The 17,489-nt window shown below is 48.5% G+C and carries 18 protein-coding genes; 13 read left to right on the top strand and 5 right to left on the bottom strand.

Translation table 11 applies throughout. The features are described 5' to 3' along the window. Positions 1-7: 7 nt before the first annotated feature. From gspD to V1U08_RS12280, 11 genes are read left to right on the top strand one after another with little or no spacing between them, the layout of a single operon-like run. On the top strand, positions 8-2,029 hold the full coding sequence (gspD, locus tag V1U08_RS12330) for a type II secretion system secretin GspD (protein ID WP_014230533.1): 2,022 nt from the start codon (positions 8-10) through the stop codon (positions 2,027-2,029). Continuing rightward, the gene (gene gspE / locus V1U08_RS12325; protein ID WP_014230534.1) at positions 2,029-3,531 is read left to right on the top strand and encodes a type II secretion system ATPase GspE; all 1,503 of its coding nucleotides are present in this window, start codon (positions 2,029-2,031) and stop codon (positions 3,529-3,531) included. Before gspD ends, gspE begins: the two co-directional genes overlap by 1 nt. Further along, positions 3,531-4,748 carry a type II secretion system inner membrane protein GspF gene (gspF, locus tag V1U08_RS12320; protein WP_020335686.1) on the top strand — a complete coding sequence of 406 codons (1,218 nt, stop codon included), beginning with the start codon at positions 3,531-3,533 and terminating at the stop codon, positions 4,746-4,748. The genes gspE and gspF overlap by 1 nt, the downstream gene beginning before the upstream one ends. Positions 4,749-4,808: 60 nt before the next feature. Further along, entirely contained in the window at positions 4,809-5,252 is a 444-nt protein-coding gene (gspG, locus tag V1U08_RS12315; RefSeq protein WP_014230536.1) for a type II secretion system major pseudopilin GspG, read from the top strand. Between the two features lie 32 nt (positions 5,253-5,284). Further along, positions 5,285-5,884, top strand: a complete 600-nt coding sequence (locus V1U08_RS12310; RefSeq protein ID WP_014230537.1) for a prepilin-type N-terminal cleavage/methylation domain-containing protein — start codon at positions 5,285-5,287, stop codon at positions 5,882-5,884. Beyond that, complete coding sequence (gene gspI, locus V1U08_RS12305; protein WP_330470700.1) at positions 5,871-6,260, top strand: type II secretion system minor pseudopilin GspI; 390 nt, start codon at positions 5,871-5,873, stop codon at positions 6,258-6,260. Before V1U08_RS12310 ends, gspI begins: the two co-directional genes overlap by 14 nt. Further along, positions 6,247-6,912 (top strand): type II secretion system minor pseudopilin GspJ, encoded by a 666-nt coding sequence (gene gspJ, locus V1U08_RS12300; protein WP_330470699.1) that lies wholly within the window; start codon positions 6,247-6,249, stop codon positions 6,910-6,912. The genes gspI and gspJ overlap by 14 nt, the downstream gene beginning before the upstream one ends. Next, positions 6,905-7,915, top strand: coding sequence for a type II secretion system minor pseudopilin GspK (gspK, locus tag V1U08_RS12295; RefSeq protein ID WP_330470698.1), 1,011 nt, complete (start codon positions 6,905-6,907; stop codon positions 7,913-7,915). Before gspJ ends, gspK begins: the two co-directional genes overlap by 8 nt. Further along, the gene (gene gspL / locus V1U08_RS12290; RefSeq protein ID WP_014230541.1) at positions 7,884-9,083 is read left to right on the top strand and encodes a type II secretion system protein GspL; all 1,200 of its coding nucleotides are present in this window, start codon (positions 7,884-7,886) and stop codon (positions 9,081-9,083) included. The genes gspK and gspL overlap by 32 nt, the downstream gene beginning before the upstream one ends. A gap of 7 nt (positions 9,084-9,090) precedes the next feature. Continuing rightward, a complete protein-coding gene (locus tag V1U08_RS12285) occupies positions 9,091-9,582 on the top strand; it encodes a type II secretion system protein M (protein ID WP_020335694.1) in 492 nt (163 codons plus the stop codon). Between the two features lies 1 nt (position 9,583). After that, positions 9,584-10,345 carry a type II secretion system protein N gene (locus V1U08_RS12280; protein ID WP_330470697.1) on the top strand — a complete coding sequence of 254 codons (762 nt, stop codon included), beginning with the start codon at positions 9,584-9,586 and terminating at the stop codon, positions 10,343-10,345. Between the two features lie 284 nt (positions 10,346-10,629). Here V1U08_RS12280 and cysQ read toward each other — a convergent pair whose 3' ends face one another. From cysQ to V1U08_RS12260, 4 genes are all read right to left on the bottom strand, one after another. Continuing rightward, positions 10,630-11,457, bottom strand: coding sequence for a 3'(2'),5'-bisphosphate nucleotidase CysQ (gene cysQ / locus V1U08_RS12275; RefSeq protein ID WP_330470696.1), 828 nt, complete (start codon positions 11,455-11,457; stop codon positions 10,630-10,632). 44 nt (positions 11,458-11,501) lie between these two features. Next, positions 11,502-12,071 carry an ADP compounds hydrolase NudE gene (gene nudE / locus V1U08_RS12270; RefSeq protein WP_020335697.1) on the bottom strand — a complete coding sequence of 190 codons (570 nt, stop codon included), beginning with the start codon at positions 12,069-12,071 and terminating at the stop codon, positions 11,502-11,504. Positions 12,072-12,231: 160 nt separating this feature from the next. Further along, the gene (nfuA, locus tag V1U08_RS12265) at positions 12,232-12,816 is read right to left on the bottom strand and encodes a Fe-S biogenesis protein NfuA (protein WP_014230546.1); all 585 of its coding nucleotides are present in this window, start codon (positions 12,814-12,816) and stop codon (positions 12,232-12,234) included. 96 nt (positions 12,817-12,912) lie between these two features. Next, positions 12,913-13,635, bottom strand: coding sequence for a ComF family protein (locus V1U08_RS12260; RefSeq protein ID WP_330470695.1), 723 nt, complete (start codon positions 13,633-13,635; stop codon positions 12,913-12,915). Between the two features lie 84 nt (positions 13,636-13,719). Here V1U08_RS12260 and bioH point away from each other — a divergent pair, with 84 nt between their 5' ends. Then, on the top strand, positions 13,720-14,487 hold the full coding sequence (gene bioH, locus V1U08_RS12255; protein ID WP_330470694.1) for a pimeloyl-ACP methyl ester esterase BioH: 768 nt from the start codon (positions 13,720-13,722) through the stop codon (positions 14,485-14,487). Between the two features lie 111 nt (positions 14,488-14,598). Continuing rightward, positions 14,599-15,063 carry a hypothetical protein gene (locus tag V1U08_RS12250; protein WP_020335700.1) on the top strand — a complete coding sequence of 155 codons (465 nt, stop codon included), beginning with the start codon at positions 14,599-14,601 and terminating at the stop codon, positions 15,061-15,063. A 75-nt stretch (positions 15,064-15,138) separates the two neighbouring features. Here the strand turns inward: V1U08_RS12250 and V1U08_RS12245 are convergent, their stop codons facing one another. Further along, a complete protein-coding gene (locus V1U08_RS12245) occupies positions 15,139-17,469 on the bottom strand; it encodes a Tex family protein (RefSeq protein WP_330470693.1) in 2,331 nt (776 codons plus the stop codon). Positions 17,470-17,489 lie beyond the last annotated feature (20 nt).

Genomic DNA, 17,489 nt, shown 5'->3' with positions numbered 1-17,489 from the left:
GAAATACGTGAAACATTGGTTAAGCAAAAGTGCTTGGTTATTGGCAGGGAGCCTACTCTGTGCCCCTGGTGCGATAGCAAATGAATTTAGTGCCAGCTTTAAAGGCACTGATATTCAGGAATTCATTAACATCGTTGGTCGTAATTTAGAGAAGACCATCATTGTTGATCCATCGGTACGCGGAAAAATCGACGTCCGTAGTTATGACGTGCTGAATGAAGAGCAATACTACAGCTTTTTCCTCAACGTACTTGAAGTGTACGGCTACGCAGTTGTAGAAATGGACAATGGCGTACTGAAAGTTATTAAAGCGAAAGACTCGAAGACTTCTGCAATCCCCGTTTTGGGTGATAGTAGCGCGCAAGGCGACAGCGTTATCACCCGAGTCGTTGCTGTGCGTAATGTATCGGTACGTGAATTATCTCCATTGTTGCGTCAGCTTATCGACAATGCCGGTGCTGGTAACGTAGTTCACTATGACCCAGCCAACATCATTCTGATTACAGGTCGTGCGGCGGTGGTCAATCGTTTGGCAGAAATCATTAAACGTGTTGACCAGGCAGGTGACAAAGAAATTGAGCTGGTAGAATTGCGCAACGCGTCTGCAGCAGAGATGGTGCGTATTGTGGAAGCTTTAAACAAAAGCACCAACCAGAAAAGCACGCCAGAATTCTTAGAGCCTAAAATCGTGGCTGATGATCGCACCAATGCGATTCTTATCTCGGGTGACCCTAAAGTACGTGCTCGTCTTAAACGCTTAATCCGTCAGCTTGATGTAGAGATGGCAACGAAAGGCAATAACCGAGTGGTTTACCTTAAAAATGCCAAAGCGGAAGATTTAGTCGAAGTACTGAAAGGTGTCTCTGACAATCTGCAAGCAGAAAAACAAGCGGGTCAAGGCCAAAGAGCAAGCGCGCAGCGTGGCGAGGTAGTTATTGCGGCTCACCCTGCAACCAATGCACTCGTATTGACTGCGCCGCCAGATATCATGATGGCGTTGCAAGACGTTATTGCCCAGCTTGATATTCGCCGAGCACAGGTATTGATTGAAGCGCTGATTGTTGAAATGTCGGAAGGTGATGGTATTAACCTTGGCGTTCAATGGGGCTCGCTAGAGACTGGCGCGGTTATTCAGTACGGTTCTGGCGCGCAAATCGGCGAAGTCATGGTCGGTCTGGAAGAAGCGAAAAACACTACGCAGACAGAAAGCTACTGGGATAGCGATTCAAGTAGCTGGCAGACCCGTGAGTACACCGAAGAAGGTGATTACTCAACATTGGCATCTGCATTAAGTGGTGTAAACGGCGCGGCTATGAGCATCGTGATGGGTGACTGGACAGCACTGATTAACGCAGTGGCAACGGATTCAAACTCTAACATCCTGTCATCTCCAAGCATTACGGTGATGGATAACGGTGAAGCGTCATTTATTGTTGGTGAAGAAGTGCCGGTTATTACTGGCTCGACTGCTGGCTCAAACAACGACAACCCATTCCAGACTGTTGACCGTAAAGAAGTGGGTATCAAACTGAAAGTGGTGCCACAAATTAACGAAGGTGATTCTGTTCAACTGAATATCGAACAAGAAGTATCGAACGTTTTAGGTGCTAATGGTGCGGTGGACGTTCGCTTTGCCAAGCGTCAGTTAAATACGTCTGTTATGGTTCAAGATGGTCAGATGCTAGTGCTGGGTGGCTTGGTTGATGAGCGAGCACTGGAAAGTGAAGCCAAAGTACCTCTATTGGGTGATATTCCCGTTTTAGGTTACTTGTTCAAATCAACCACTACAGAAACGCAAAAACGCAATCTGATGGTATTTATCAAACCAACGATTATCCGTGATGGAATGACGGCGGATGGCATCACTCAGCGTAAGTACAACTTTATTCGTGCTGAACAGCTTTACAAAGCAGAGCAAGGTTTGAAGCTGATGTCGGATGATAAGATCCCACTGATGCCTGAGTTTGGTAAGGACCGTGAGCATCCAGCTGAGATCCAAGCCTTCCTTGATCAGATGAGTATGAACTAATGGTAGATATGTTAGACACTGCGCCAAGCATGCGTCGTCTGCCATTCAGTTTTGCCAATCGCTTTAAACTGGTGCTGGAGACTGAACATCCTGAGCGCCCACCAATTCTGTTTTACGTCGAGCCGCTTAACCCAGCGGCTCTGGTTGAAGTCCGTCGCGTGATTAAGCAGAGCTTTGTGCCTCAGCCTATCGATCAGGAAACGTTCGATAAGAAGCTGACCGAAGCGTATCAGCGAGACTCTTCTGAAGCGCGTCAGCTGATGGAAGACATCGGTGCAGACAGTGATGACTTCTTCTCTCTTGCAGAAGAGTTGCCGCATGATGAAGACTTATTAGAGTCAGAAGACGATGCACCGATCATCAAGCTAATCAATGCGATGCTTGGTGAAGCTATCAAAGAAGGTGCCTCAGATATTCACATCGAAACGTTCGAGAAGAAACTCTCGATTCGTTTCCGCGTTGACGGTGTACTGCGTGAAGTTCTCACGCCAAGTCGCAAGCTATCACCCTTGCTGGTTTCCCGTGTCAAAGTCATGGCCAAACTGGATATTGCAGAAAAACGTGTTCCTCAGGATGGACGTATTTCCTTACGTATCGGTGGTCGTGCTGTTGATGTGCGTGTTTCGACCATGCCGTCATCACATGGTGAGCGTGTGGTGATGCGTCTATTGGACAAAAACGCCACGCGTCTTGACCTGCACAGTTTGGGTATGACGACCTCGGTGCATGACAATTTTCGTCATCTCATCCAGCGCCCTCATGGCATTATCTTGGTTACCGGTCCGACGGGCTCTGGTAAATCGACCACTTTGTACGCTGGTTTGCAAGAAATCAACAGCAACGAACGTAACATTCTGACGGTAGAAGACCCGATCGAATTTGATATCGATGGCATTGGTCAGACACAGGTCAATACTAAAGTGGACATGACCTTTGCCCGCGGCCTACGCGCAATTTTGCGTCAGGACCCGGATGTGGTGATGGTTGGTGAGATCCGTGACTTAGAGACCGCACAAATTGCCGTGCAAGCGTCTTTGACCGGTCACTTGGTGATGTCGACGCTTCACACCAACACCGCGGTGGGTGCCATTACTCGTCTGCGTGATATGGGTATTGAACCGTTTCTGATTTCTTCTTCGCTGCTAGGCGTATTGGCTCAGCGCCTTGTACGTACGCTATGCCCGGATTGTAAACAGCCTTATGAAGCAGACAGTGAGCAGAAAAAGCTGTTTGGGATGAGTGAATCTGAATCGTTAGTTCTTCATCGTGCTAAGGGTTGCGAGCTATGTAATCAAAAAGGCTACCGTGGCCGTACTGGTATTCATGAGTTGGTACTGGTCGATGAGGAAGTGCAAGAACTGATTCATAAAGAAGCCGGTGAACTGGAAATCGAGAAATCGGTTCGTGCGCATACACCTTGTATCCGCAGTGATGGGCTGAGCAAAGTACGTCGTGGTATTACGTCACTTGAAGAAGTGATGCGAGTGACGAAGGAAGCGTAATGGCGGCATTTGAGTACAAAGCGCTGGATGCCAAAGGGAAACAAAAGAAAGGCACCATCGAAGGCGATAATGGACGTCAGGTCCGCCAACGCCTGAAAGAGCAGGGCATGATCCCAATTGAAGTGATGGAAGCGAAAGCAAAAGCGGCCAAATCTTCAGGCTCAGTCAGTTTTAAGCGTGGTATTAAGACCGCAGAATTAGCGTTGATTACACGCCAGCTTTCCACCCTCGTTCAGTCAGGCATGCCTCTTGAAGAATGTTTGCGCGCCGTTTCTGAGCAAGCAGACAAACCTCGCATTCGAACCATGATGGCTGCAGTTCGCTCTAAAGTGACTGAAGGCTACGCTCTGGCAGATAGCCTGGCGGATTACCCTCATGTGTTTGATGAACTGTTTCGCTCGATGGTTGCGGCGGGAGAAAAATCGGGACATTTGGATGCGGTATTGGAGCGTTTGGCAGATTACGTAGAAAATCGTCAAAAAATGCGTTCTAAATTGCTGCAAGCGATGATTTACCCTGTGGTTTTGGTCGTCTTTGCGGTTGCTATCGTCTCTTTCTTGCTGGCGACAGTCGTGCCGAAAATCATCGATCCTATTATTCAGATGGGACAAGAACTGCCTCAATCAACCCAAGTTCTTCTGGCAGCCAGTGAGTTTGTTCAGGAGTGGGGGTTGATTATCTTTGTTGTCTTAGTGGTGTTTTTCTACGGTCTAAAGCTGGCATTGCAAAAGCCGGATTTCCGCCTTGCCTGGGATAGAAAAATTCTTAACTTGCCGCTGTTAGGTAAGATTTCTAAAGGTATCAACACAGCGAGATTCGCTCGTACACTTTCGATTTGTACTTCCAGCGCCATCCCTATTCTAGACGGGATGCGTGTCGCGGTGGACGTCATGTCGAACCGCTACGTGAAGCAACAGGTGCTGGTGGCTGCGGACAATGTTCGTGAAGGGTCAAGCTTGCGTCGTGCTCTTGATCAGACTCGCCTGTTCCCGCCAATGATGTTGCACATGATCGCCAGTGGTGAGCAGAGTGGCGAGCTGGAAAGCATGCTCACTCGTGCCGCAGATAACCAAGACCAGAACTTTGAATCAACCGTTAATATCGCATTGGGTATTTTCACCCCGGTATTGATTGCCTTAATGGCTGGCCTTGTACTGTTCATAGTTATGGCGACCTTGATGCCAATGCTAGAAATGAATAACTTAATGAGCGGATAATATTCGGGTTAAGGGATGTCTACTAAGGGCGTTCCTTTGATCTAACTTTCGGAGAAAAAAATGAACTTTAAGCGCAGTAAACAACGTGGCTTCACACTGTTAGAAGTAATGGTGGTGGTTGTAATTTTAGGTATTTTGGCAAGTTTTGTTGTACCAAACCTACTTGGTAACAAAGAAAAGGCAGACCAACAAAAAGCGATCACAGATATTGTGGCGTTAGAAAATGCTTTGGATATGTACAAATTAGATAACAACGTTTACCCAACGACCGATCAAGGTTTGGATGCATTGGTAAACAAGCCGTCAAACCCTGAGCCACGTAACTACCGTGATGGTGGCTACATTAAGCGTCTTCCTAATGACCCTTGGGGTTATGAATACCAATACTTGAGCCCTGGTGACAATGGCACGATTGATATCTTTACCTTGGGTGCGGATGGTCAAGAAGGTGGTGAAGGTCCAGCTGCAGATATCGGCAACTGGAATATGCAAGATTTCCAATAACCGTGATCGTTAAACCAGCGCCAAGGAAGCAAATGCGAAAACATCAAGCGTTTACATTAATAGAAATTCTATTGGTGCTGGTTTTATTATCTCTGACCGCTTTAGCGGTAGTTACGACATTGCCTACCAGTCAGAAAGACCTTTCAAAACAATACGCCCAAAGCTTTTTTCAGCGCTTACTACTACTCAATGAAGAGGCCGTATTGAGCGGCAAAGATTTTGGTGTTCGAGTTGACGACGTAAAATCGACCTATGCATTACTGAGCCTTGGCGAAGAGGGCTGGCAACCATTAGACATGCGCCAGATACCAAGTGAAACCACGCTGGATGAAGACATCACGTTGCAACTGGACTTAGGCGGTGGCGCCTGGGATGACGATGATCGCTTGTTTGAGCCTGGCTCCCTGTTTGATGAAGATATGTTTGCCGAGCAGGAGAAAAAGGTAAAGAGCAAGCCGCCACAAGTGTTTGTGTTTTCCAGTGCTGAATTGACGCCGTTTACGTTGTCTTTCTTTCCTAAAAATGGCGATGCATTGAATGATGGCTGGCGTGTGGTAGGTAAAGAGTCCGGTCAGATTTTGTTATTAGCACCGGGTGAAGAAGCAGAAGAGGATGAGAATGCGCAATTTTAAGCGAACTCACCTGAGCTTAACGGGTCGCCGAAACAGAGGCATGACCTTGTTGGAAGTGCTGGTTGCTCTGGCGATTTTTGCGACAGCGGCCATTAGTGTGATTCGCTCAGTAAGCCAACACATTAATACCGTCAGCTACTTAGAAGAAAAAATGTTTGCAGCAATGGTTGTGGATAATCAAATGGCTAATGTGATGTTAGACACCGGTGAACTCAAAGCGAAAAATGGCACTGAGGATCTGGCTGGACGCACGTGGTACTGGAAAGTTTCGCCAGTGGCTACCACGCAGCCATTGCTGAAAGCATTTGATGTAAGCGTCGCGACAGCAAAAGACGCAAGCCCAGTTGTGACGGTACGAAGCTATGTGGCGCAGTAGAGGGCACAACGTGGCTAAGCACCACAAGCAAAAAGGTTTTACACTTATCGAAGTGTTGGTGTCGATTGCGATCTTTGCCAGCTTAAGTGTTGCAGCCTATCAGGTGGTGTCGCAGATACAGCGCAGCAACCTGCTTTCTCAGGAACGCACGGCGCGTTTGAATGAGCTGCAGCGCACGATGGTAATGATGGACAATGACTTTCGTCAGATGGCCTTGCGTCGCACTCGTACCGATGGAGAGGAGGTGGCGAGCCAGCTTATCTTTTGGTCAGACTACTTATTGGACTCGGATGCCAAAGGCGTGATGTTTGCTCGCTTGGGTTGGCACAATCCGCAACAGCAGTTTCCTCGCGGTGAGGTAACGAAAGTGGGTTATCGAATTAAGGGCGAGACGCTGCAGCGCATCTGGTGGCGCTATCCGGATACACCTGTTGGACAGGAAGGGATTGTGACGCCTCTGCTGACGCAAGTCGAAGCATTAGACATTCGCTTTTATGATGGTAATCAGTGGAAAAGTGATTGGGACAGCAGTGACTCATTGCCTAAAGCCGTATCGGTGGTTCTGACGCTGAAGGACTATGGCAAAATCACGCGCACTTATCTTACGCCAGATGGCAAACTGGGTGAGTCAGAGGGGAGTGACAATGGCTAAAAGTCAGCGTGGTGTCGCTCTACTCATTGTCCTGATGTTGCTGGCGATAATGACGACGGTAGCAGCAAGCATGTCTGAGCGTCTATTTGCTCAGTTTCAGCGTGGTGGTAACCAAATCAATTTCCAACAGGCTTATTGGTATAGTTTAGGCGTCGAAGCTCTGGCAAAAGTGGGCATTGAACAAAGCTATGAGGATACTGACACCATTAACCTGAGCCAGCCGTGGGCGATAAAAGAGCAGGTTTATCCACTTGATTACGGTCAGGCGACCGGACGGATTGTAGATAAACAAGCGTGCTTTAACCTCAACGTGTTGAGCCGTGTACAGTCGACCAGCCAGCAAACGGTCAGACCTTACTTGGTGCAGGTCCTGCAACGCTTACTGGAGGAGTCGGAAGTGGACCCTTATCAAGCTGAAGTGATTGCAGACTCGACTTGGGAGTACGTAGACAGTGACTCTGTGGTTCGTTCGACGACCGGGGTCGAAGACAGTACTTATGAAGCGATGAGCCCGGCTTATTTACCGCCGAACAGCTGGATGGCGGATAAAACGGAGTTACGTTCAGTCTATCAGGTGAGTGGCGAGTTCTATCAAAAAATAGCGCCGTTAGTCTGCGCTTTGCCAAGCGATGACTGGCGTCTGAACGTGAATACTATCGAAGCTGAACAAGCGCCAATTTTAGTCGCGATGTTCTCACCCGGTTTGAGCAACAGTGATGCGGTACAGCTGATAGAAAAGCGCCCATTCGATGGCTGGGACAATATTGAAGCGTTTTTAGCCGAGTCAGAATTAGCTGGCTTAAATGAAAATATCACGAAGGAAGCCAAAGCTTATTTAGGCGTCGATAGCGCTTTCTTCGAATTAGATGCACAAGTGCTGGTGGATGATTCACGCGTGCGTATCCGCAGCCTTTTGCAAAGTACAAACAGAGACACAGTGACGGTAGTACGCCGTCGTTTTGGAGGGATCAGTGAGCGAGTTTCTGACCGTTCGGCTGAGTAGCGAACAACAAAGTACCATTCCTTGGGTGGTGTGGTCGACAGAGCAGCAGGAAGTGATTGCCAGCGGCGAAATCGCCGGGTGGGAACATTTGGATGAGTTAGTGTCTTACGCTAACCAGCGTCCGGTGTTTGCTTTACTGGCAAGTAACGATGTCGTGCTCACTCAAGTGGATATCCCCGCAGGGGCAGAACGTCAGTTCGACACCATGCTGCCGTACTTGGTGGAAGACGAAGTGGCACAAGATGTCGACAGTCTTCACTTCACCGTATTGAGCAAGCAATCTGGGAAAGCGCACGTGTGTGCGGTTGAGCGACTGTGGCTGGAAACCGTATTGCAGCGCTTCTTGAGCCAGGGAATGACAATTAAACGTGTTTTGCCAGATGTTTTGGCATTACCAGTGAATGAGAACAGCAGCGCAGCACTTATGGGTGATCAGTGGCTGATTCGTCACTCACAAACCGAAGGCGCGGTGGTGGATGTTTCATGGTTAGACCTTTATCTCTCATCTTATCTACAAAACCATGAAGGTTGGAAACTCGACTGTTACAGCTCGGTTCCGGAGTCTGCCGTCAGTGAAGTATGGGTACCTCAGCCAGAAGAAATGACAATGGCGTTGTTAGCCAAAGGTGTGGCTGAAAGCAAAACCAACTTACTCACCGGAGCATTTAAGCCGAAATCGTCTTGGGGTAAATACTGGAAAATTTGGCAAAAAACCGCTATCGCTGCGGGTGTTTTGCTCGTGGTCTTGGTCGCCCAACAGTTGCTAATGGTACATAAGTATGAAGCTCAGGCTCAGACGTACCGCGAAGAAAGTGAACGCATTTTCCGCCAGGTTTTCCCGGGTAAAAATCGCATTCCGACCGTCAGTTACCTTAAACGCCAAATGACCGATGAAGAGCGTCGCTTGTCTGGTGGTTCTGGTGACGAAGCGATGTTGGTTTGGCTGGCCGCGCTTCCTTCTGCGCTGAGTCAGGTTGAGGATTTGGAAATTACCAGCTTCAAATATGATGGTCAGCGTGGAGAAGTAAGAATTCACGCTCGCAGCTCTGACTTTCAGCCTTTCGAACAAGCTCGAGTAAAACTTGCTGAAAAGTTTAATGTCGAGCAAGGCCAGCTTAATCGCAACGACAAAGTTGTGATGGGCAGTTTTGTATTGAAACGTTTGTGAGGTGATGATGAAGAATTTAATCTCTCAAGTTCAAACTTGGTGGAGCGGCATCTCACAACGTGAACAGCGTATGATGATGGGTTGTGGGGTTCTCGTAATTGTCGGTCTCGTTTACTGGGGCATATTACAGCCGATGAGTCAGCGAGCAGAATTGGCACAGTCAAGAATACAGAGTGAAAGACAGCTTCTTGCCTGGGTGCAAGAAAAAGCAGACGACATCACGGCACTGCGTAAGAGCGGTGGTGTAACCTACTCGAATCAGCCTCTTAATCAGTTGGTGTCTTCTTCAGCTCGCCGTTATAAGGTTGAGCTGATCCGCGTACAACCCCGCAACGAGAGTGTTCAGGTGTGGATCAAACCTTTAGCCTTTAACCAGTTGGTAGATTGGTTACGCTATTTGAAAGAGCAGCAAGGCATCGAGGTGGAGTTCTTAGATATTGATCGAACCGAACAGGCGGGCATGATCGAGGTGAATCGCCTGCAGTTTAAGCGAGGATAAATTGAAGCGAGTTGTACTTTATGCAGGCATCTTTATTGTCTGCTTTTCTGTGAGTTTATTAATGGGCCTGCCGGTTTCCTGGGTTGTTAAACAAAGTCCAAAGGTAAGTGGGCTCGATATTCAGGGCGTTCAGGGCACCATATGGCAAGGTCAGGCGTCTAATGTTCGCTGGCAACGCCAAAATCTGGGTGAAGTTAACTGGGATTTCCAATGGTCTGCTTTGTTTACTGGTAAAGCAGAATTTGCCGTGCGCTTTGGTCGTGGCAGCGATATGGATGTGCGAGGACGTGGCCTAGTGGGCTATGGTTTGTTTGGTGATGCCTACGCAAAAGACTTAGTTGCCTCTGTACCTGCGATAAAAGTCGTTGAGCAGGCGCGCCTACCAGTCCCAGTTGGTGTCGACGGGCAGTTGGAGCTCAATATCCAGCATGCAACGTATGCTTCTCCTTGGTGTAGCGAAGGAGATGGCACTCTGGTTTGGAGTGCGAGTGGCATACAAAGTCCATTAGGGCGCTTAGATCTCGGTCCGGTCGTCGCCAATTTGAACTGTAAAGACAGCGTGCTGACCGCATCCGGTGAACAAAATAGCCCGCAAGTCTCTGCGGCGTTTTCAGCGGAGTTAATGCCGAATCAGCGTTACTCGACGACAGCATGGTTTAAACCGGGCGCTGAATTCCCTTCTGCGATGGGAGATCAGCTGCAATGGCTCGGTAAGCCAAACGCACAAGGTCAATATGAGTTTGATTACAAAGGGCGCTTTTAAATAAAAGCCTAAAACAGACAAAGAAAAGAGCTGCCAATGTGCAGCTCTTTTTGTTTTTGGATCATGGTAGGCCAAACCATCAAATTGCTGTACGAGAAAATACCTCATCCAAACAAATTTAAATAACCAATTGATTTTAAAGTTATCTTTGAGTTTGTGTGTAGCTTGTATAGCTTTTGGATCATAGTAGGCCAAATACCCTAATCGCTGTACAGCAATAAAAAGAAAGGCCACGAATTAGATTCGTGGCCTTATAGAAGTTCGCTCTGCTGGGGGAGAGAAAGTTAATCTTTTCGCTGAAGAATATCATTCCAAGGTAATGATTCATCACCTAATACGATGAAGTTAGGGTTTTCCAACGTTTCGCGCTCATTGTAAGAGAGAGGTTCCAATTGAGTGCTCAGGATACGACCTCCAGCCTCTTCAACAATGCACTGAGTTGCGGCCGTGTCCCACTCGCCAGTTGGTCCTAAGCGCAGGTAACAGTCCACCGCACCTTCAGCAACTAAACACGCTTTTAACGCAGCAGAGCCCAGTGGGATCAGTTCGTAATTCCAGGCGCTGCTCATGCGGTTAGTAATGCGGTTGATGTCCTGACGACGGCTGATGGCAATCGCAATATTTTGACCGGGATGCTCATGCTTATGAGTGTGGATTCTTACGCTCTCCGACATGTCGGGAATTTTCCATGCCCCTTTTCCGCTGTAGGCATAATAAGTGACACCGGATACCGGGCCATAAACAACGCCTAGTGTTGGCTTGTTATTGTCGACTAGGGCGATAATCGTCGCGAAGTCACCACTGCGTGCAATGAATTCCTGAGTACCATCGAGAGGGTCTACCAGCCAATAGCGTTGCCATTGGGCCCGTTTTGACAGGCTGATGTCTGCGTCTTCTTCAGACAATACAGGAATATCCGGAGTCAGTTCGCCCAGGCGTTCAATGATGAACTTGTGTGCAGCGATATCAGCGCTGGTCACCGGTGTTTCATCACTTTTGGTGTATTCTTCGTATTGCTTTTTTTGATAGATATCGAGGATCAATTGCCCGGCGCTGCGGGCGATCTCAATAACTTGAGGGAGCAGGTGAGATAGATCTTTTGTCATTGGCATAGGTGATTGTCCTTACTCACAACGATGATTTGGCTCTGTTGTTGTTATTGGTTACTGTTGCGAGTGGTATTGCGTAAATGTTTCAGTGCTAACATCAATGCGGTGATGCTGCGTGCTTCACAGAAATCCATGTGCGTGATGAGCTCTTCAGCCTGTGCCAGTGGCCAGCGCACAATTTCTAATGGCTCAGGTTCGTCGCCTTCTTGTTTTTCCGGATACAACGCCTGACCTAAAAACAGGGTCATTTTGCTCGAAAAGTAAGAGGGTGCGAGGATAACTTGTTTTAAAGCGGTTAATTGATTACAGCCAAAACCGATTTCTTCTTTCAGCTCGCGGTCTGCCGCCTCATGTGGCGTTTCTCCCGCATCAATTAGACCTTTGGGAAAACCCAACTCATATCGTTCTGTACCAGCCGCGTACTCGCGTACCAACAGGAGATCGCCCTGTTCGGTAACAGGAACAACCATAACGGCATCTCGGCCACTAGGTTTCATACGCTCGTAAGTGCGATGTTCACCATTAGAAAAGCGAAGGTCGAGGGCTTCCACTGCAAACAGCTTAGACTTTGCGACCGTCTGGCAAGAGAGAATCTCTGGTGGGGTCCTTTTCGACATAGCGCTGGCTCCTTGGTGTCGTTGGGTTTTTACGAGGTGCGTAAGATTCTTAATATATGAAAAGTCTGCCTGAGTTGCTAGCTGGAATTTATCGCTCTGGCGAATGCTAGATACAAAAACGGGAGACCTGAGTCTCCCATTTTCAATGACAGTACTTACCTTAGTAGTAAGAGTGGTCACCACGATCGTGTTCTGTAGCATCGCGAACCGCAGTTAGTTCACCAGAGAACTGGTTTAGTAGTTCTTTTTCGATGCCTTCTTTCAGTGTTACGTCGACCATTGAGCAGCCGTTACAGCCGCCACCAAATGCAACGATAGCAACACCTTCATCAGTGATTTCAACCAGACTTACGTGACCACCGTGGCCAGCAAGCTGTGGGTTCACCTGAGTTTGGATAGCGTATTCAACACGCTCAACAAGCGGTGCATCATCCGACACTTTACGCATTTTAGCGTTTGGCGCTTTTAGCGTTAGTTGAGAACCCATTTTGTCTGTAACGAAGTCGATTTCAGCGTCTTCAAGGAATGGCAGGCTCAACTCATCAACGTATGCTGAAAAGCCGCTGTATGGGAGCACTGTGTCAGTTCCTTCCACCGCTTCAGGTGGGCAGTAAGACACACCACATTCAGCGTTTTGTGTACCTGGGTTTACAACGAAAATACGAATGTTAGTCCCTTCTGGCTGTTGACCGAGAAGATTAGCGAAATGCGTTTGCGCAGTTTCTGTAATAGTAATATTTGACACGACAATACCCGAGTAAATTTGTAGGTTACTGCTGCTATTCTACTCTTGTTGACGTATGGGTCTAGCTTTTTTGCTGATAAGGCATAGTGAATCGGTCTAGAGCGAAGTAGGAGCAGGTGTTCTGCAGATGCAGTAAATATCGATGCTTTCTACACCAACTTCAAGTAGTAATTGGCATAATTGTCGTACCGTACTGCCCGTTGTGACGACATCATCGACAATCGCCACGTGTTTATACATCGGCTTTTTATTGAGGATAAATGCACCTTGCAAGTTTTGCTCTCGTTGGGTTTTAGTATGGCCTCTCTGAGAGTCTGCGTATTGGATACGACGAAATACTTTAGGGTCAAAATGGCGATGCAGATGGGCTGCCAAGTGTCTGGCAAGTACATCACTTTGATTGAATCCACGCGATAAATAGCGTCGCCAGTGTAGTGGAACGCTGGTGATAATTGGAGCAGGGGCTGCAATATGAGTGGCAAGCAACTGAGTCAGCGCGTCGATGTGCCAACTCTCGCCATGATCCTTAAAGCGTTGAACCTCGCGTGATAGAGGAAACGCATAGTCACCGAGAGTGATGAGTCGTTGCCAGGGCGGTGGTTCGGCCAAGCACTCGCCACACACCGTATCGCTCCTTTCTGTTTCCTGCATAGCCAAACCGCAATGTTGGCACCTTCTAATCGGATTAAGATACTGAAAACAATGGCTACACCAACGAAGAGCGTTAGGCTGTTGTGCTTTTTTCAGTGGCAGTCTGCACAGACCACATTGACTACCGAGCACGCGATGCATGATGTTTTGCCAGTGATGAGATAACATACAACTTATTCAGGTAGAGGTTTTGCACAGACTAACGCCGGGATGTAAGCGTAAGGAATAAGTTAAGTTGGAGAGATTGAGAGCATGAGCACGAATTTACACTGGCAGTCGTTTGGTCAGGGACCAGATTTAGTGTTGCTGCATGGCTGGGGTATGAATGGCGCGGTTTGGCAACAAACCATCGAGTCCTTTCAGTCCAGTTTTCGAGTGCACGTGGTTGACCTTCCAGGATACGGCCACAGCGCTGAACATCATGGCGAAGATTTAGCTCAGATTGCTCAGATGGTGCTGAAAGGCGCGCCAGAAAAAGCGGTTTGGCTGGGCTGGTCATTAGGCGGTTTGGTGGCGACTCATATTGCGCTTAACGCACCAGAGCGAGTGAATAAACTCATCACTGTGGCGAGCTCTCCTAAATTTGCGGCAGAGAAAACATGGCGTGGCATTCAGCCTAAGGTTCTGAGTGCTTTTACTGAGCAGTTGCTGGAAGATTTTTCACTCACAATCGAGCGTTTTATGGCGCTGCAAGCAATGGGCAGCCCATCAGCGCGTAAAGACGTAAAACTGCTTAAGCAAGCGGTGCTCTCTCGCCCTCAGCCGAATCCAGACTCACTGCTGGTGGGTTTAAATATCTTAGCGGACGTTGATCTGCGCGATGCACTTACGTCGCTGACCATGCCGATGTTACGTTTGTATGGACGACTAGACGGACTGGTACCGATTAAGGTCGCCAGCGATCTCAATGAGCAGCTGCCACACACTGAGCATGGCATCTTTAGCCAGTCTTCCCATGCGCCGTTTATGACTGAACATGACGCGTTTTGTGCGCAAGTTCGAGAATTTGCGGTTCGCTAACGGTTCGCGGTGCAAAAAACTCAAGTTGTTTAAAAAGTGGTCGATAAAGGTTTGAGCTAGGCTGTATTTGCTAGCGGCATAGACGAGTGGCGACTCCGAGGAGGGTTCGCAATGATTGTGTCACCGACCAACGTAAGTGTGCCATTGATCGCCCCGTCCGTGAATGTGCAAACGGAGCAAGCGGCTCGTGACAACAAAGTCCGGGAGCCTGTGACGCCAACGACCGCATTGGTTAAAACTAGTGCAGAGCGCAAAGTAAAAGGAGACGACAAGCGGCGACGCCAGTCTGCTTGGGATCCTTCTGAGCATCCCAGTTATGAAAGGGAGCCTGAAGTTGACGCTCGTTATTCTGAAGAACCAGCCGATACGTTAGAACGGCTTTTCGGATTACTCGCACTCAAGTCGTACAGTGAAGAACAGGGCAAAGGCTATACGATACGCTTTCGCTTACCTAAGCGCATTCTGGATGCTGCGATCTATCAAGGATTGATGGAAAGGCGCAGGAAAGTGATCAAGTTTCATTATGGTCATTCGGTCGCGCCTCATACGCCGTCAGACGTGATAGCAGTATTGTAATAACTCAACACTCTACTCAAATAAAAACGCTCCAGTCAGAGCGAACTGACTGGAGCGTTTCTTTTTTAACGGAATTTACTTTTTCGCCTTGGCAAAAGCCGCTGCAAAAGCGCCACCCATTGCGTTATTTCCTAATGCATTATTTGATGAGGAATTATCACGACGTGGTTGACGACGTTGCTGATCATTACGACGCGGCGCATCAGAACGCTGGCTGCGATTGTCTTGGCCCGGTTCATCGTTAAGACGCATCGACAGAGCAATACGTTTACGCTGAACATCGACTTCCATCACTTTTACTTTGACGATGTCACCCGCTTTAACCACTTCACGCGGGTCAGAGACAAAGCGATCCGTCAGTGCTGAGATGTGTACCAATCCGTCTTGATGGACACCGATATCAACGAATGCACCAAAGTTTGCGACGTTCGATACCACACCTTCCAGAATCATGCCGGGTTCCAAGTCTGCCACGGTGTTAACATCATCAGCAAAGGTCGCTGTTTTAAACTCAGGGCGAGGGTCACGGCCCGGCTTATCCAGTTCTTTGATGATATCTGTCACCGTTGGAACACCAAAGTTGTCGTCAGTGTAATCCACAGCATGCAAGCTTTTCAGGAAAGTGGTATCGCCGATAAGTGCTTTAACGTCTTTGCTGTTTTTCGCTGCGATACTTTTGACCACTGGGTAGGCTTCTGGGTGAACCGAAGAGGCATCCAGCGGGTTTTTTCCATCCATGATACGCAGGAAACCGGCACACTGTTCAAAGGCTTTTGGCCCTAAGCGAGGCACTTTTTTCAGTGTCGTACGCGCATCAAAGCGGCCGTTTTCATCACGGAAATCAACGATGTTTTGCGCGATGGTACTGGAGAGGCCAGCCACGCGAGTCAGCAGTGCGGCAGATGCAGTGTTAACGTCCACACCTACGGCGTTTACACAGTCTTCTACTACAGCGTCGAGACGTTTTGCCAGCATCGATTGGCTGACATCATGCTGGTATTGACCCACACCGATCGATTTAGGATCGATTTTCACCAGCTCCGCCAGAGGATCTTGCAAACGACGGGCAATAGAAACAGCGCCACGCAGCGATACGTCCATATTCGGGAACTCTTTCGCAGCCAGTTCAGAAGCTGAGTAAACCGAAGCACCGGCTTCACTGACCATGATTTTTTGTACTTTAAGGTTGCCGCGTTTGATGACGTCAGCAACAAAACTGTCTGTCTCGCGAGAAGCCGTACCGTTACCAATGGCGATCAAGTCAACGTTAAACTTGCGTACCAGTTGGTCCACAATCTGAGCCGATTTATCGTATTGTTTTTGTGGTGGATGAGGGTAGATGGTCTCGGTCGTCAGTACTTTACCAGTGGAGTCGACGACTGCGATTTTTGAACCAGTACGCAGGCCCGGATCGAGGCCCAGCGTGGCACGAGGGCCAGCTGGAGCCGCCATCAACAGATCTTTCAGGTTGGTGGCGAACACATCAATAGCTTCGATTTCTGCGCGCTCTTTCATCGCTCCCATTAGCTCGGTTTCCATGTGCATTGACACTTTGATGCGCCATGCCCAGCTGATTACCTGTTTACGCCACGTATCTGCGGGTGCATTGCTAAGTGTCACGCCATAATGGTCTGCAATGATGGTTTCACAGTAAGACTGACGAACGCCTTCTTCCTGTTCTGGGTCGGCATTCATCGCCAAGGTTAGGAAACCCTCGTTACGGCCACGGAGCATCGCAAGGGCACGGTGAGATGGCACTTTGCTGAGTGGCTCATTGTGGCTGAAGTAATCTTTAAATTTCTCGCCTTCGTTCTCTTTGCCTTCGACAACACGGGCAACGAGCTCTGCATTACGGTTCATATGCGTACGAATCTTTTCTAACAGGTTGGCGTCTTCGGCGATGCGCTCCATGATGATGGCACGCGCGCCATCCAGTGCCGCTTTGGTATCCGCGATACCTTTGTCTGCGTCAAGGTACTTACTTGCTTCGCTTTCTGGCTCAGTTTGCGGATGATTCCACAGGGCGTCAGCGAGTGGCTCTAAACCTGCTTCAATTGCGATTTGGCCTTTAGTACGACGCTTTGGTTTGTATGGCAGGTAAAGATCTTCCAGACGAGTTTTACTGTCTGCCTGAGTGATTTCTGTTTCCAGTTCAGGCGTCAGCTTACCTTGATCCTGAATAGACTTCAGAATGGTTTGACGACGGTCGTCCAGTTCACGAAGGTAAGACAGGCGACTGTCCAGCGTACGCAGTTGGGTGTCATCAAGGCCACCCGTCACCTCTTTACGGTAACGTGCGATAAAAGGAACGGTGTTACCGTCATCAATCAGGGTGACAGCAGCGTTGACTTGCTCTGGGCGAACATTCAGCTCTTGAGCAATCATGCGACAGATAGCTTGGCTCATCCGTGTATTCTCTTTTTATT

It is taken from the genome of Vibrio sp. YYF0003 (genome assembly GCF_036350715.1).
Lineage (GTDB): Bacteria > Pseudomonadota > Gammaproteobacteria > Enterobacterales > Vibrionaceae > Vibrio > Vibrio natriegens.
The sequence above is the reverse complement of the archived record's forward strand: the minus strand, read 5'-3'. Positions and strand labels throughout refer to the sequence as shown.